The 14,555-nt window shown below is 71.9% G+C and carries 14 protein-coding genes and 1 pseudogene; 7 read left to right on the top strand and 8 right to left on the bottom strand.

Features of this window, described 5'->3' with window-relative positions:
* Position 1 precedes the first annotated feature (1 nt).
* From LUU90_RS10810 to LUU90_RS10795, 4 genes are all read right to left on the bottom strand, one after another.
* Positions 2-1,213, bottom strand: a complete 1,212-nt coding sequence (locus LUU90_RS10810; protein WP_275003427.1) for a sugar ABC transporter permease — start codon at positions 1,211-1,213, stop codon at positions 2-4.
* Complete coding sequence (locus LUU90_RS10805; protein WP_275003426.1) at positions 1,210-1,980, bottom strand: ATP-binding cassette domain-containing protein; 771 nt, start codon at positions 1,978-1,980, stop codon at positions 1,210-1,212. Before LUU90_RS10805 ends, LUU90_RS10810 begins: the two co-directional genes overlap by 4 nt.
* Positions 1,977-3,134, bottom strand: coding sequence for a substrate-binding domain-containing protein (locus LUU90_RS10800; RefSeq protein ID WP_275003425.1), 1,158 nt, complete (start codon positions 3,132-3,134; stop codon positions 1,977-1,979). Before LUU90_RS10800 ends, LUU90_RS10805 begins: the two co-directional genes overlap by 4 nt.
* A 98-nt stretch (positions 3,135-3,232) precedes the next feature.
* Positions 3,233-4,417 (bottom strand): ROK family transcriptional regulator, encoded by a 1,185-nt coding sequence (locus tag LUU90_RS10795; protein WP_275003424.1) that lies wholly within the window; start codon positions 4,415-4,417, stop codon positions 3,233-3,235.
* 291 nt (positions 4,418-4,708) lie between these two features.
* Between LUU90_RS10795 and LUU90_RS10790 the strand changes: the two genes are divergently transcribed.
* The 4 genes and pseudogenes from LUU90_RS10790 to LUU90_RS10775 all read left to right on the top strand — a co-directional run.
* A complete protein-coding gene (locus tag LUU90_RS10790; RefSeq protein ID WP_275003423.1) occupies positions 4,709-5,977 on the top strand; it encodes an ABC transporter substrate-binding protein in 1,269 nt (422 codons plus the stop codon).
* A 117-nt stretch (positions 5,978-6,094) separates the two neighbouring features.
* Positions 6,095-6,997, top strand: a complete 903-nt coding sequence (locus tag LUU90_RS10785) for a carbohydrate ABC transporter permease (protein ID WP_275003422.1) — start codon at positions 6,095-6,097, stop codon at positions 6,995-6,997.
* The gene (locus LUU90_RS10780) at positions 6,994-7,884 is read left to right on the top strand and encodes a carbohydrate ABC transporter permease (protein ID WP_275003421.1); all 891 of its coding nucleotides are present in this window, start codon (positions 6,994-6,996) and stop codon (positions 7,882-7,884) included. The genes LUU90_RS10785 and LUU90_RS10780 overlap by 4 nt, the downstream gene beginning before the upstream one ends.
* 27 nt (positions 7,885-7,911) lie before the next feature.
* Positions 7,912-8,244, top strand: a pseudogene (locus LUU90_RS10775) (GNAT family N-acetyltransferase); the annotation flags it as partial.
* A gap of 40 nt (positions 8,245-8,284) precedes the next feature.
* Here LUU90_RS10775 and LUU90_RS10770 read toward each other — a convergent pair.
* Positions 8,285-8,755: a MarR family winged helix-turn-helix transcriptional regulator gene (locus LUU90_RS10770; RefSeq protein WP_275003420.1), complete on the bottom strand. Its 471-nt coding sequence runs from the start codon at positions 8,753-8,755 to the stop codon at positions 8,285-8,287.
* 98 nt (positions 8,756-8,853) lie between these two features.
* Here LUU90_RS10770 and LUU90_RS10765 point away from each other — a divergent pair, with 98 nt between their 5' ends.
* Together LUU90_RS10765 and LUU90_RS10760 are read left to right on the top strand one after the other, a co-directional pair.
* Complete coding sequence (locus tag LUU90_RS10765) at positions 8,854-9,741, top strand: alpha/beta fold hydrolase (RefSeq protein ID WP_275003419.1); 888 nt, start codon at positions 8,854-8,856, stop codon at positions 9,739-9,741.
* A gap of 123 nt (positions 9,742-9,864) precedes the next feature.
* The gene (locus LUU90_RS10760) at positions 9,865-11,094 is read left to right on the top strand and encodes an amidohydrolase (RefSeq protein ID WP_275003681.1); all 1,230 of its coding nucleotides are present in this window, start codon (positions 9,865-9,867) and stop codon (positions 11,092-11,094) included.
* Positions 11,095-11,164: 70 nt separating this feature from the next.
* Here LUU90_RS10760 and LUU90_RS10755 read toward each other — a convergent pair whose 3' ends face one another.
* A complete protein-coding gene (locus LUU90_RS10755; protein WP_275003418.1) occupies positions 11,165-12,211 on the bottom strand; it encodes a proline racemase family protein in 1,047 nt (348 codons plus the stop codon).
* Complete coding sequence (locus LUU90_RS10750) at positions 12,198-13,310, bottom strand: alcohol dehydrogenase family protein (RefSeq protein ID WP_275003417.1); 1,113 nt, start codon at positions 13,308-13,310, stop codon at positions 12,198-12,200. Before LUU90_RS10750 ends, LUU90_RS10755 begins: the two co-directional genes overlap by 14 nt.
* Before the next feature lie 85 nt (positions 13,311-13,395).
* On the opposite strand from LUU90_RS10750, the gene LUU90_RS10745 reads away from it, so the two are divergent.
* A complete protein-coding gene (locus LUU90_RS10745; RefSeq protein ID WP_275003416.1) occupies positions 13,396-13,869 on the top strand; it encodes a hypothetical protein in 474 nt (157 codons plus the stop codon).
* A gap of 5 nt (positions 13,870-13,874) precedes the next feature.
* Here the strand turns inward: LUU90_RS10745 and LUU90_RS10740 are convergent, their stop codons facing one another.
* A complete protein-coding gene (locus tag LUU90_RS10740; RefSeq protein WP_275003415.1) occupies positions 13,875-14,510 on the bottom strand; it encodes a TetR family transcriptional regulator in 636 nt (211 codons plus the stop codon).
* Positions 14,511-14,555: the final 45 nt, after the last annotated feature.

The raw sequence follows: 14,555 nt of genomic DNA, 5'->3' as shown, positions 1-14,555 counted from the left end.
GTCAGGCCTCCCGGCGCTTGCGCATCAGCATGTCGATGATGATCGCCAGCAGCAGCACGGCCCCGGTCACCATGTACCGCGCCGCCTGGTCGACGTTCATCAGCGTGAGCCCGTTGGCGATGGACTGGATGACGAGCACCCCGAGCACCGCGGACCAGGCGCTGCCGCGCCCGCCGAACAGGCTGGTGCCGCCGATGACCGCCGCGGCGATCGCCACGAGGTAGGTGTCGGCGCCGCCGGTCCCCTGGTTGGCGGCGCCCAGGCGGCCGGCGGCGAGCACGCCACCGAGCGCGGCGAGCGTCGAGCAGGCGACGAAGCACAGGACCACCGTGCGCCGCACCGGCACGCCGGCGAGCATCGCGGCGCGCCGGTCGCCGCCGACCGCCCGCACCGACCGGCCCCACCGGGTGCGGCGCAGCAGCACGTCGGTGATCACGACCAGAGCTGCGAAGAGCGCCACCGACCAGCCGATCCCGCGCGCCGAGCCGAGGTACAGGTAGGCCACGATCGCGGACAGCACCACTGCCAGGACGACGGTGCGCACGATGATCTGCGGCACGCTCGCGCAGGCGAGGTCCGCGCGCCGCCGTCGTGCCCGGGCTACGACCTGGATCCCCGCGGACGCCGCCACCGTCACGCCCACGACGGCCCAGGCGACCCCGGCGGGCAGGAACCCCTGCTGCACCGACCGGACGAACCATGACTCGAACGGCAGGTTGATCGAGCCGAGCGGGCCGAGCACCCGCAGCTGCACCCCGGCCAGGAACAGCAGGCCGGCCAGCGTGAACACGAAGCTGGGCAGGCCGAGCCGGGTCGAGAGCGCCCCGTAGCCCAGGCCGACGACCGCGCCGCAGGCCAGTGCGGCGGCGATCGCGAGCGCCACCGGCCATCCGAGGGTCACGGATCCGACGGCGACCACCGCCGCAGCGAGACCGCTCAGCGACCCGACGGACAGGTCGATCTGGCCCACCAGGAGCACGAGGACCACGCCGAGGGCTATGACGCCGACGGGGGCACTCTGCAGCGTGAGGTTGACGAGGTTCTCCGGGGCGAGGAAGGCGGGGTTGACCGCGCCGAGGATCAGCCAGATGGCGACGAGCGCCGCGACGATCGGCAGCAGGCTGCTGCCGCCGCGCACCCGCTGCCAGACCGCGCCGGACAGGGCGCCGCCCGTGGGCAGCCCGGAGCCCGTCGTGCTCGTCTGCGCGCTCATCGGCGCACCGCCCGGTTCGTGCTCGGGTGCTTGGCGCCGGGCCGCACCGCGCCGGTCATGGCGGCGAGCAGGTCCTCGTAGGACGCGTCGCCGTCGAACACGTCGTGCACGCGGCCGAGCCGCAGCACCAGGATGCGGTCGGCCACCGCCTGCAGGTCGCCGGCCTGGTGGCTGACCAGGACGACGGCGTGGCCGCGCTCACGCAGGCGGACGATCAGGTTGAGCACCTCGGCCGTCTGGCGCACGCCGAGGGACGCCGTCGGCTCGTCGAGGACGACGACGCGCGGCGAGCCGAGCAGTGCCCTGGCCACCGCGACGACCTGGCGCTGGCCGCCGGACAGGGTGCGGACCGGTTCGCGCACGGTGGGCACGCTGGCGGCGAGCTGGTCGAGCAGGCGCCATGCCTCGCGTTCCATGGCGACCTCGTCGAGCAGGGGCCCGCGGCGGGTCTCGTGGCCGAGGAACAGGTTCTCGACGACGTCCAGGTCGTCCACGAGCGCCAGCTCCTGGAAGACTGCGGCGATGCCGAGGGACCGGGCCGCGGCGGGCGAGCCCAGCACCACGGGCCGCCCGTCGAGCAGCACCTCGCCCGCGTCGGGCCGGTGGGCGCCGGCCAGCACACCCGCGAGCGTGGACTTGCCCGCACCGTTGTCGCCGATGACGGCGAGGACCTCGTGCTCGTGGACGTCGGCGTCGACGTCGACCAGGGCGCGGACGCCGCCGAACCGCTTGGACACCCCGCGCAGGGAGAGGATCGGGTCGCTCATGACGCCTCCTGCCCGATGAGGCCCGCGCGTTCGCACGCGGCCTCGTACGCGGGCACGCAGATCTGCTCGGTGGAGTACACCCGTCCGTCGACGATCACGTGCTCGACGTCGGCGGCGGCCACCGCGCGGGGCGCCAGCAGCATCGTGGGCACGCCCTTGATGACCACCGCCGCACGGGGGTCCTCGCCGCGCAGCACGCGCACGGCGAGCTCGGCGGCGGTCTGGGCCTGCTGGTCGGTCGCCTTGTAGACGGTCATGTACTGGTCGCCCGCGAGGATGCGCTGCACGGCGGCGAGCTCGCCGTCCTGTCCGGTGGTCACGGGCACGGGGTCGAGGCCCGCGGCCTTCGCCGCGGCGATCGCGCCGCCCGCTATGCCGTCGTTGGCGGCGAGGATGCCGTCGACCTGGCCCGGGTACCGGGTGAGCATGGCCTCGGTCCACTCCGTCGCCTTGTCCGGGCTCCAGTCGGGCGTGTAGTGCTCGGCGAGCACGTCGATGTCCTCTCCCTCGAGGGCGCGGCGGGTGCCGGCCGCGATCGCGAGCGCGTTGGGCTCGGTCGCCGAGCCGTGCACCAGCAGTACTCCTGGCCGTTCGCTGTCGGCCTCGTCATCAGGTCCGTCGTCGGCTCCGTCCTCGGAGCCGCCGCCGGAACCGCCGTCGGCCCCGGCATCGGGTCCGCCGTCGGCGCGGGCCGCGACCCTCTCGTTGACCGCACCGACGAGCGCCGAGCCGAGCAGGAAGCCGATGAACTCGTAGTCGTACGACACGTAGTAGTCCGCGCCGTCCACGAACCGATCGTAGGCGATGACCTGTGCACCCAGCCGCTTGGCCTGGACCACGATGCCGGCCGCCGCGACGGTGTCCACGGCGTCGAGGACGAGCACGTCGGCGCCCTGCGCGAGCATCGACTCGGCCTGCTGCAGCTGCGCGGCGGCGTCCTGCCCCGCGTTGGCGTACAGGACCGTGCAGCCCGGGCAGCGACGGTCCACGACGGAGACGAAGGTCGGGCGGTCGGACGCCTCGTAGCGAGCGGTCTGCGCCTCGGGCAGGAGCAGGCCGATGGTGCCCTCGGGCGCGGCGCCCTCGGCGCCCGTCCCGTCCGCCGCCCCCATACCGGTGCACCCGCTCACCCCGAGCAGGACCGCGACCGCCACCGCCCACCCCACCCGCCGTTGAGTGCTGGCTATTTGTGCCCTCGAAACGGTTCGAGACCACAAATAGCCAGCACTCAACGGGGTGCGGAGCGGGCGGGTCATGAGCCCACTCCCAGCGAGCCGAACATCCGGGCCTGGTCCAGGGCGGCCGCCAGGGCGCCCCGGACGCCGGCGTCGGCGCCGAGCGCCGAGGGGACCACCTCGACCGGGCCACGGGAGGTCGCGACGACGCGCTGGCCGAGCGAGGTGCGCAGCGGTTCGAGCAGCACCTCGCCGGCCTCGGCGAGCGTGCCGCCGATGACCACGACGTCGGGGTCCACGAGGTTGCACAGGTTGGCCAGAGCGATGCCGAGGTGGCGTCCGGCGTCGAACACGACGCGGCGGCTGCCGGCGTCGCCGTCGAGCGCCCGGGCCACGAGGTCCGCCAGCGTGAGGTGGCCCGCCTCGCGCGGGAGCATCGACAGGAGGCTGGTGGCACCGATCAGCATCTCGAGGCAGCCGCGGTTGCCGCAGCGGCAGATGGGCCCGTGCTCGTCGACGGACACGTGCCCGATCTCGCCGGCCACCCCGGACCGGCCGTGCACGGCCCGCCCGCCGAGGACGAGGCCGCCACCCACGCCGTGGGACACCCGGACGTAGGCGACGGAGTCGTAGCCCGCACCCGCGCCGAACCGGGCCTCCGCGATCGCGGCGAGCGTCGAGTCGTTGTCGGCGGTCACGGGGACGTCGAGTTCGGCGCCCAGGATCTCGTCGACGTGCACGCCGTCCCAGCCGCGCATCATGCCGACGGTCACGACCTGGCCGGTGCGGATGTCGACGGGAGCGGGCACCCCGACGCCGACGGCGAGCAGCTCTGACGGGGCGGCGTCCACGGACTCCATCATCTCCCTCACCAGCATCGCGACGCGCTGCAGACCGGCGTCGGCGCGGTGGTCGGGGGCGAGCGGCATGCGCTGCTCGGCCAGGACCCGCATGGACGCGTCGGAGAGCGCGACGCTGAGCGAGCGCATGCCGAACCGGATGCCGGCCACCAGCCCGAGGTTGCGGGCGAGGGTGACCTGGAGCGCGCGGCGGCCGTTCCGCGTGGACTGCGCGGTGTGGAGCACGCCGGCGGTGGTGAGCTCCTTGACGATGTTCGAGATAGTGGCTGGGGACAGCCCTGTGACGCCGGCCAGCTCGATCTGCGTGAGGGAGCCACGCTGCTGGACGGCGCTCACGATCCGGGCTCGGTTCGCCTCACGCAGTGAGGTCTGCGAGCCCGGGGTCACCCGATCCGCGCGCACAGCGCTTAGGGTAACCGCCTTCCAGGCGGAATGACGGGTTTGAATACACGACCTGAACGTTCAGGTCACGATCGGGCGACGCTTGCGTTCAATTCTTGACACCAAAGGCGCCCGGCCGTTCGATAGGACCCGGGTTCACGGGCGTACAGGCGCGCCCGGCCGGTCATCGGGAACGACGTGGTCCTGGGCGCGGAGTGACTTCACCTCCGGCGCGCACGACGACGACGGCCCGGGTCGGTGCTCCAGCGACCGAGGAAGGTTGAGGGACCCCAGATGCGTTTGAACCGGAGGATGACCGCGACGGTGGCGACAGCCGCTGTTCTCGGTCTCACGCTGGCCGCGTGCGGCGGCGGCAACACGGATGGCGACACCGGCGGCGAGGGCGGCGGCAACCAGGTCGAGGTGTTCACCTGGTGGGCGGCAGGCTCCGAGAAGGCAGGCCTCGACGCCCTGGTCGGCGAGTTCGAGACCCAGCACCCCGACATCGAGTTCGTCAACGGCGCCGTCGCCGGTGGTGCGGGCTCCGCGGCGAAGGACCTGCTGCAGACCCGCCTGCAGGCACAGGACCCGCCGGACACGTTCCAGGCCCACGCCGGCATGGAGCTGCAGGACTACATCGACGCCGCGCAGATCGAGGACGTCTCCGACCTCTACGACGAGTTCGGGCTCACGGACGCCTTCCCGGCCGACCTGGTCGACCGGCTCTCGTCGGACGACGGCGCGATCTACTCGATCCCGTCGAACATCCACCGCGCGAACGTCGTCTGGGCCAACCCGACGGTGCTCGAGGAGAACGACATCGACCCCGAGGCCGAGTACGCGGACCTCGACGCGTGGATCGCCGATCTCGAGAAGCTCGACGCGGCCGGCGTCACGCCGCTGTCGGTGGGCACCACCTGGACCCAGGTGCACCTGCTCGAGACCGTGCTGCTCGCCAGCCTGGGCGCCGAGGCGTACAACGGGCTGTGGGACGGGAGCACCGACTGGGAGGGTGCTGAGGTCATCGCCGCGCTCGAGAGCTTCGAGACCCTCATGGGCTTCACCAACGACGACCGCGACGGGCTCGACTGGCCCGAGGCCACCCAGATGGTGATCGACGGCAGCGCCGCGTTCAACGTCATGGGCGACTGGGCGGTCGCCGCGTTCGAGGAGCAGGACAAGGCGCTCGGTACGGACTTCACGGCCGCCCCGGTACCCGGCACCGACGGGACGTTCGACTTCCTGGCCGACTCGTTCACCCTGCCGGTCGGCGCCCCCCACCCGGACGGCGCCAAGGCCTGGCTCGAGACCGTCGGCTCGCTCGAGGGCCAGGTCGCGTTCAACCAGGCGAAGGGCTCCATCCCGGCCCGTACCGACGCCGACCCCGCGGACTTCTCGGAGTACCAGCAGACCGCCATCGAGTCGTTCTCGAACGACACGATCGTGTCCTCGCTGGCACACGGCGCGGCGACCCCGGTCGCGACGCTCAACGCGATCTCCGACGCGACGAGCAAGTTCACGACCGGCGCGTCCGACCTGGCCGGGTTCCAGTCCGAGCTGGCGGCCGCCGCTCAGGGCTGACGCCCGGGCGCTGACCGCTCCAGCGGAAAGCACACCGCCGTACGTCGCGCGCCGTCGGGGCCACCCGACGGCGCGCGGCTGCGCCCACCATCTCGCCCATCCATCTGGGGTACCTACATGCTCAACAAACTGCGGCGACTCGGGCCACCGCTCCTCCTGCTCGCCCCGTCGCTGATCCTCGTCGGCGTCTTCGTCTACGGGCTGATAGCGGCCAACTTCACGACGTCGCTGACGGACAACCACACCGCCGCGCAGGCGACCGGGCAGGAGCCCGCCGTCTTCGTGTGGTTCACGAACTACCTCGACCTCCTGGCCAGCGAGGACTTCCAGCACTCGCTGATGAACCTCGTCCTGTACACGGTCGTGTTCCTGGCCGGGACCATGGTCATGGGCTTCCTGTGGGCCTGGATGCTCGACAAGCCGGTCAAGGGTGAGGGTCTGTTCCGCTCGGTCTACCTGTTCCCGATGGCGGTCTCGTTCGTCGCCTCCGGTGTGGTGTGGCGCTGGCTGCTCAACTCCAACCAGGACGAGCAGGCCTCCGGCCTGAACCGCCTGTTCCAGATGGTCGGGCTCGACGCCCTGCAGAACAACTGGTGGAACAACGTCACGTTCGGCATCATCGCCATCGCGATCCCCGCGATCTGGCAGCTGTCCGGCTACGTGATGGCACTGTTCCTCGCCGGGTTCCGCGGTATCCCGAACGAGCTGCGCGAGGCCGCCCGGATGGACGGCGCCAGCGAGTGGAAGCTGTACCGGTACGTCCTGTTCCCGCAGCTGTCCCCGGTCGCACTGTCCGCGCTGATCATCATCGGCCACATGTCGCTCAAGGCGTTCGACCTCATCATGTCGATCTCGAAGCCGGCCAACTACCAGACCAAGGTCCCGGCCGTCGACATGTTCGTGTTCAAGTCGAGCTTCGACTACGCGAACGCCGCCGCCGTCGGCTCGATCCTGCTGATCATCGTCGCGCTCGTCATCGTGCCGTACCTGATCCGCACGAACCGCGAGGAGAAGCGATGACCGCCGCCACCGACCAGCTCGCGGCGCCCCGGGTCCGGATGGACCCGCCGCGGCCCCCGAGCAAGAACCGGTACGCCCTGTTCCGCACCCTGAAGTACGCGGGCCTGATCTTCTTCCTGGTCGTCGTCCTCATTCCGGTGTACGTGCTGCTGGTGACCAGCTTCAAGGGCACCGGCGACGCCGACCCGAGCCGCGCCTGGGCCTTCCCCCAGATCTGGACCCTCGACAACTGGGTCACGGCCTGGACCGCACTGTCCCCCGCGATCCTGCGCAGCGTCGCCGTGGTGGTGCCGAGCGCGATCATCGCGGCGTTCCTGGGCTCCCTGAACGGGTTCGTGCTGGCCCGGTGGAGCTTCCGGGGCGCCGACCTGGTCTTCACGCTGATCCTGTTCGGGATGTTCATCCCCTACCAGGCGGTGATGATCCCGCTGAACCAGCTGATCCTGGACCTCGGCATCCCGACCGGCGTGCCGACGCTGATCATGCTGCACGTGGTCTACGGCATCCCGATCACCACGCTGATCTTCCGCAACTACTACATGACCGTGCCGCACGAGCTCATCGAGGCCGGGCGCGTCGACGGCGCGGGCATGCTGCGCACCTACTGGTCGATCGTCCTGCCGATCTCGGTCCCGAGCTTCGTCGTGGTGCTCATCTGGCAGTTCACCTCGGCGTGGAACGACTTCCTGTTCGCGGTCTTCTTCTCCTCGTCGCAGAACGGCCCGGTCACCGTGGCGCTGAACAACCTCGCCAACGGTGCGCTGCTGCAGAACTACGGCGTCTCCATGGCGGGCGCGCTGTTCGCGTCGCTGCCGACGCTGCTGGTCTACATCGTGCTGGGCAGGTACTTCGTGGGCGGTCTGATGTCGGGCTCGGTCAAGGGCTGATCCCGGGTTTTCGGGTGGTCGGCAGAAGGTCAGGTGGTCGGTAGCTCGAACTGCCGACCACCTGACCTTCTGCCGACCACCCACCCGGCCCGGCCCGACGCCGACCAGGCGGTGGCGATGGGCCGGATCATCGGCGACGGCGGCTGGTACTTCCACATCGCCGATATCGCCACCCTGCCGGAGTTCCAGCGGCAAGGGCTCGGCCGGACGGTGATGAACCGCCTGCTCGACGAGATCCGTGCCAAGGCCCCCGCCGACCCGTACGTGACCCTCGTCGCGGACCCGCCCGGACGCCGGCTCTACGAGAGCCTCGGCTTCGCCGACGTCGCGCCCAGCCTCGGGATGCGGCTGAGCCTGTAGCACCGGCGGAAGCGGCGGAGACAGGGCTGCCGCGACCGGCTCAGCCCTCGGCCTGGGCCACCCAGCCCGGCGCGTCCGCCCGCACGGCGTCGTCCCCCACGAGCTCCCTCAGCCGGGACTCGAGCGCCGCGAGCTCCGCGGAGCCGATCCGCCGCGCCCAGCTCGCCCGCAGCTCGTCGAAGATCGTCTCCCCCTGCCGCAGCACGTCGAAGCCGAGCGGCGTCACCTGCAACCGCTTGCGCCGCGCGTCACCTGGATCAGGTTCGCGCGCCACGTACCCCCGCTCGACCAGCACAGCGATCGTCTTCGCGGCCGCCTGTTTCGAGACAGACGTGCGCCGGCCCAGCTCGGAGGCGCTGTCGGCACCGGCGGCGATCGCCCGCATCGCGAAGTCGTGGACGGGACGGAAGTCGTCGTACCCGCGCTCGGCCAGCTCGACCTGCGCGGCCTCGACGAGCGTGCGGTAGCCGCCCAACAGAAGGAGTGCGAGGTCGGCTCCGGATCTGGACATGTGCCCAGCCTAGAGCCGCCCGCCCCGACGGGCCTGGACATGGACAACCTGGTTGTCTATGGTTGGACAACCGAGTTGTCCATCTAAGGAGCCCCAGCATGATCGTCACGACGCCGAGCCCGTCCGTCCCTGGAGTCACGCACCACACCGCGCAGGTCGAGGGCGCCGAGCTCCACTACGTGTCCGCCGGGGCGGCGGGATCCCCGATCCTGCTGGTCCACGGGTTCCCCGAGACCTGGTGGGCGTTCCACCTGCTCATCCCCCTGCTGGCCGAGCGGCACCGCGTGTTCGCGGTGGACCTGCGCGGCTTCGGGGACTCGAGTGTCGCGACCGCGGACCACGACAGCACGACGGCGGCTGCGGACCTGCACGGCTTGGTGCAGCACCTCGACGTCGGCCCGGTGCACCTCACCGGCCAGGACATCAGCGGAGCGACAGTCTTCCGGCTCGCCGCCACGCACCCCGAGGACGTGCGCAGCCTCACCGCCGTCGAGATGGGCCTACCCGGGTTCGGCCTCGAGAAGCTGGCCGACGTCACGCACGGCGGGTCATGGCACATCGGCGTCCTGGCGGAGCCAGGCATCCCCGAGCTGGTGCTCGCCGGCCGCGAGCGCGAGCTTCTCGGCGGGTGGGCCTTCCCCGCCATGACCGCCGACCCGGGCTCGGTCACCGACGCAGACGTCGACGAGCTCGCCCGCACGTACGGGCGACCCGGCGGCTGGCGCGGGGCCACCGGCCTCTATCGGTCGATGCTCACCGAGGGCGACGCCGTCCGGGACCTCGCGGAGTCGAGCCCGCTGACCATGCCCGTCCTCGCCGTCGGCGCGGGCGGCGGTGCGTTCACCGAGCAGACCGTGCGCCAGATCGCGGCCGGCCCCGTGCGGGCGGTACAGCTCGACGGCGTCGGCCACTACGCCGCACTGGAGGCGCCGGCCGCGCTGGCCGCCGCGATCCTCGGCTTCGTCGCGGACGTCGACGGTGCGTGACACGTCCAACCACGCACTGGGTCCACGCCCGCGCAGCCGCGTCCGGCCGTGGCATGGTGGGGCATGACAGCTCCCGCGGCACCAGGCATCGACGTCGAGGCTGTCCTCGCGCCGTTGGGCTCGATGCGCCAGAACCTCCACGCGACCTACGTCGACCTCCACGCCCATCCCGAGCTGTCCTTCGAGGAGCACCGCACGGCCGCCCTGGCCGCCGAGCGGCTCGCCGCCCTCGGCTTCGTGGTGCACGCGGGGGTGGGCGGGACCGGCGTCGCGGGAGTGCTCGTCAACGGCGACGGCCCGTGCGTGCTGCTGCGCGCTGACATGGACGCCCTGCCGGTCACCGAGGACACCGGCCTGCCGTACGCCAGCACCGTACGGACCACCACCACGGACGGCGTCGAGTCGGGTGTCATGCACGCCTGCGGGCACGACGTGCACGTCACCGCCCTGCTCGGCGCCGCCGACCTGCTGGGCCGGGGGCGGTCGGCCTGGTCGGGCACGCTCGTCGTCGTCCTGCAGCCTGCCGAGGAGCTGGGTCAGGGTGCCCGCGCCATGGTGGACGACGGCCTGTACGACCGGGTGCCGCGCCCGGACATCGTGCTGGGGCAGCACGTCGCACCCGTGGCGGCGGGACTGCTCGGCGTCCACGGCGGACCGGCGTTCGCCGGCACCGACACCGTGGACATCCGTCTGGTCGGACGAGGCGGCCACGGATCCCGGCCGGAAGCCACCGTCGACCCCGTGGTGCTGGCGGCGTCGACCGTGATGCGGCTGCAGACCATCGTCTCGCGGGAGGTGGCGGCGGGCGACGCCGCCGTCGTGACGGTGGGGACCCTGCACGCGGGGACCAAGGAGAACATCATCCCGGACGAGGCAAGGCTCGGCGTGAACGTCCGATCGTTCGACGAGGCGGTCCGCGGCCGCGTCCTGGCGGCCATCGAACGCATCGCGCGGGGCGAGGCCGCCGCCGCGGGCACGCCGCAGCCACCCGAGATCACCACTCGCGACGCGTTCCCGCCGGTGATCAACGACCCCACCGAGACCGAGCGCACCCGGGGCGTGCTGGCGGCCCGCTTCGGCGCCGAGCGGGTCATCGATCCCGGCCCGGTCTCGGGCAGCGAGGACGTCGGCATACTCGCCACCGCCGCCGGCGTTCCGATCGTGTACTGGCTGCTCGGCGGCTGGGACCCCGAGGCCTTCCGGGCGGCGGTCGAGGCCGGCACGGTGGACCAGGACATCCCGTCCAACCACTCCCCCCGGTTCGCGCCGGTGCCGCACCCGACCCTGGAGACCGGCGTCGAGGCCCTGGTCGTCGCCGCCCTGGACCGCCTCGCGCCGGCGGCCCCGGCCTGAGCCGCCGGCGCGACATCGTCGTTCCCCGGCCGCCCGGCCGCCCCGGCCGGCCCGGGTCAGGCCCTGGCCCTCACGCCGCGGGCCGCGGCAGGAGCACGTTCGCCAGGTCGGTGGGGTCCACCAACGGGTCGTCGAGGTCGACGGTGATGCGAGAGTGCGCGATGAGCCGGGCGCGGCCGGTGATCGTCGAGTGCAGGGCCGCGTAGTCGCCCACCCGGGCATTGTTGAGCACGGTGCCGACGAACCGGCTGCCGCGCGGCGAGATCGTCTCCAGCGACTCGCCCTCGCGGATCTCGCCCCGACGGGACATCAGCGCCAGCCGCGCCGAGGTGCCCGTCCCGGTGGGACTCCGGCAGAGCACGCCCGGGTGGACATAGGTCGCCGACGGCGACTCCATCCGCCCCGCCTCGAGGGTGCGGACCGGTCCCATGAAGTGGGCGAACGGCAGCGGGCCGACGTCGCCCAGCTCCGGGTGCACCTGCCGCAGCCCGGGCCGGGCCGCGCGCACGAAGGCGTCCCCGAAAGCGGTCAGCGCTATCTGTTCCTCGGCGGTGATGGCGAAGCCGTGCCGGGACGCGTCGATCATGGCGTAGTACGCGCCGCTCCACACCAGGTCGAACGCCACGGTGCCGTAGTGGGGCACCTCCACGCTCAGGCCTTCGTCAGCCACGTACGCGGGCTCACCCTGCGTGGTGATCGAGTCCACCCGGCCGTCGGCGACCCGCGCGGTGATCAGCGCCAGGCCCGCAGGCGACTCGAGCACGACGTTCTGCAGGCCCTCCTGCATGGGGATCGCTCCGCTCTGCAGCAGCGCCGTGGCGGTGCAGATGGTGTTGGACCCCGAGTACAGCGGGTAGCCCATCGCCTCCATGATGATGTACCCGGCCTGGGCTCCGGGGCGGCTCGGCTCGACGATCAGGTCGATGGACATCGCCGGGTCGCCGTACGGCTCGGACAGGAGCAGACGCCGCAGCCCGTCCCCCTCGTTCTGCAGGTACCGCGCCTTCTCGAGCACCGTCGCGCCCGGCAGCGGCTCGACGCCGGCGACGACGATGCGGCTGACGTCACCGCCGGACTGGGTGTCGATCAGCTCCAGCGTGCACTCACGGTGCTGCATGCGGCGCTCCGATCTCTGCCCAGTGCCGGTCGGGGACGACCACGAGCTTGCCGATGTAGGCCTTGCTCATGAACGCGGTCTGCGCCGCGTGGAAGTCCGAGAGCCGGTAGGTCCGGTCGAGCAGCGGCCGGACGGCGCCGGCCTCGATGTAGCGCACCAGCCGGCGGAACGCGGTCCGGGTGCCCTGGGACGACCCGTGCAGCTCCAGCTGCTTGAGGTACATCGTGCGGAGGTCGAGGTTCACCACCGGGCCGCCGATGGCGCCCGCCGTCGTGTACCGGCCCTCCGGCCGGAGGATGCGCAGCAGGTCGTTGAACATCGGGCCGGCGACCAGGTCGGCCACCACGTCGACCGGGCCGTCGACCACGCGCTCGGCCTCGGCCACCAGGTCGGCGGCGTTCCGCAGGATGACGTCCTCGGCGCCGATCTCCCGCAGGGCGTCCTCCTTGCCGGGGCTCGTGACGGCGTACGGCACCGCCCCGCGCACCCGGGCCAGCTGGATGATCGCCGACCCCACCCCACCGGAGGCGCCGGTCACCAGGATCCGCTCGTCCTTGGCCAACCGCGCGCGGTCGAGCATCTGCTCGGCGGTCAGGTACGCGCAGCAGAACGTCGCCAGCTCGGCGTCGCCGATGGCGGAGGTGATCTCGTAGGCGTTCTCGGCCGGGACCACCGTGTACTCGGCGTACCCGCCGTCGCGCCCGTGGCCGATGTAGTCGATGTCCGCCAGGCTGTCGTCACCCTCGGGGCGGTTGTAGATGCTGAAGTCCACCATCACGCGCTCGCCGATCCGCTCGCTCGGCACTCCCTCGCCCACGTTGACGATGCGGCCCACCGTGTCGGTGCCCTGGATCCGGGGAAACGTCAGGGTGGACCGGCCCCGCCGCCACGTCGACACCTCGGCGGCGTCGGTCTCGGTGCCGTAGGCACCCTCCCGGACCCACACGTCGGTGTTGTTCATGCCGCAGGCATGCACCTCGATGAGCACCTCGCCGGCATCCGGCACCGGCGTCGGCACGTCGTCCCGATGGACCAGCTGGTCGAGACCACCGTGCCCGACGAGCTGTACGGCCTTCATCACCTCAGGGATCGCTGCCATTTTTTGAGTCTAGGGGCGCCCGTTCCGACGTCGCATGCGTGGGCCGGGGATCTCGAGGACGACACGACATGGTTGGCTTCCGCTCATGGAAATCATCGTCACCAGCATCGTCGCCGTCGTCGGAACGCTGCTCGGCTCGCTGGCGACGCACTACTTCCAGCGGAGGAACCGGGCGGACGCCGAGCGGTTCGAACGCAACGAGCGCCTGCGCCAGGAGCGGGTCAGCGCGTACACGACGTACGGCGGCGCGCTCGTCAGCCTGCGCCGAGCACAGATCGACCGCTGGTACGCGGCTCACGAGGAGCGCCAGAGCGCCGACCCCGACGCGATCCGCTACGAGACCTACCGGCTGCGGACGGCCGCGCTCGAGGCGATGTTCCGGGTCCAGCTCGTCACGGAGTCCCCGCAGCTGATCGGGCTCGCGCAGCAGGCCATCGACAGCGTCGACCTGCTCACCCTGCGCACCCCTGCTGAGGACTTCAAGGACGCGCGCGACGTGTCCCGGCAGGCCATCTTCGACTTCGTGGAAGCGGCACGGACGCACGTCGAAGTGGCGTAGGCACGTCAGTCCCGCGGCCCGACGGCGGCCATGGCACGGTCGACGAGCAGCGCCATCGACTCCGTGGCGCCTCCGGCGAGCCACGCGTGCTCGGCAGCCAGGACGCAGCCCAGCGCGGCCGCGACGACGGCGCGCGGCGTGGGGTCGTCGGCGGCCCAGGGTTTCCCCGCCGCGTCCGCCCGCTCGCGCACGACCAGCTCCGCCATGGCCTCGACCCGCTCGAACTTCTCCAGGTAGCGCGCCCGCAGGCCCGGCGTCTCGAGGATGATGCGCTGCATGGGCACCGCTAGACCGGAGCTCGCGGCGGCGTCGAGGTGCGCGATCATCCCGTCGAACGAGTGCCTCAGGGAGACCCAGACAGGTTCCCCGGCGGGCCGCGCACGCAGCGCGACGAGCACCTCGTCGGTCACGACGTCGAGCTTCCCGAGCACCACGTCCTCCCGGGTCGAGAAGTACCGGTAGAGCGTGCGGCGCGACATCCCGACGGCCTCGGCGATGTGCCCGATCGTCGTCGCCTCGTACCCGCGCTCGACGAAGAGCCGCTCCGCGGCCTCGGTGACCTCCTTCTGGATCGCCCGGCGGGTGCGCTCCCGAAGGCCGGTGCGGGGCTGGTTCGTGGTGCTGTCCGTACTGCGGTCCATGGGGCAGGAGGCTACACGATGCGCCATGGTTGACACACTGTGCCA

This window comes from Promicromonospora iranensis, from assembly GCF_028994775.1.
GTDB lineage: Bacteria > Actinomycetota > Actinomycetes > Actinomycetales > Cellulomonadaceae > Promicromonospora > Promicromonospora iranensis_A.
This window is presented reverse-complemented; position numbering and strand designations above follow the sequence as displayed.

What these genes read in the sequence shown, in the direction of transcription:
- LUU90_RS10760 (WP_275003681.1), top strand. Translation starts at nt 9,865, where the DNA reads ATGCGCCAGAACCTCCACGCGACCTACGTCGACCTCCACGCCCATCCC.
- LUU90_RS10810 (WP_275003427.1), bottom strand. Translation starts at nt 1,213, where the DNA reads ATGAGCGCGCAGACGAGCACGACGGGCTCCGGGCTGCCCACGGGCGGC.
- LUU90_RS10780 (WP_275003421.1), top strand. Translation starts at nt 6,994, where the DNA reads ATGACCGCCGCCACCGACCAGCTCGCGGCGCCCCGGGTCCGGATGGAC.
- LUU90_RS10770 (WP_275003420.1), bottom strand. Translation starts at nt 8,755, where the DNA reads ATGTCCAGATCCGGAGCCGACCTCGCACTCCTTCTGTTGGGCGGCTAC.
- LUU90_RS10805 (WP_275003426.1), bottom strand. Translation starts at nt 1,980, where the DNA reads ATGAGCGACCCGATCCTCTCCCTGCGCGGGGTGTCCAAGCGGTTCGGC.
- LUU90_RS10745 (WP_275003416.1), top strand. Translation starts at nt 13,396, where the DNA reads ATGGAAATCATCGTCACCAGCATCGTCGCCGTCGTCGGAACGCTGCTC.
- LUU90_RS10740 (WP_275003415.1), bottom strand. Translation starts at nt 14,510, where the DNA reads ATGGACCGCAGTACGGACAGCACCACGAACCAGCCCCGCACCGGCCTT.
- LUU90_RS10785 (WP_275003422.1), top strand. Translation starts at nt 6,095, where the DNA reads ATGCTCAACAAACTGCGGCGACTCGGGCCACCGCTCCTCCTGCTCGCC.
- LUU90_RS10790 (WP_275003423.1), top strand. Translation starts at nt 4,709, where the DNA reads ATGACCGCGACGGTGGCGACAGCCGCTGTTCTCGGTCTCACGCTGGCC.
- LUU90_RS10755 (WP_275003418.1), bottom strand. Translation starts at nt 12,211, where the DNA reads ATGCAGCACCGTGAGTGCACGCTGGAGCTGATCGACACCCAGTCCGGC.
- LUU90_RS10765 (WP_275003419.1), top strand. Translation starts at nt 8,854, where the DNA reads ATGATCGTCACGACGCCGAGCCCGTCCGTCCCTGGAGTCACGCACCAC.
- LUU90_RS10750 (WP_275003417.1), bottom strand. Translation starts at nt 13,310, where the DNA reads ATGGCAGCGATCCCTGAGGTGATGAAGGCCGTACAGCTCGTCGGGCAC.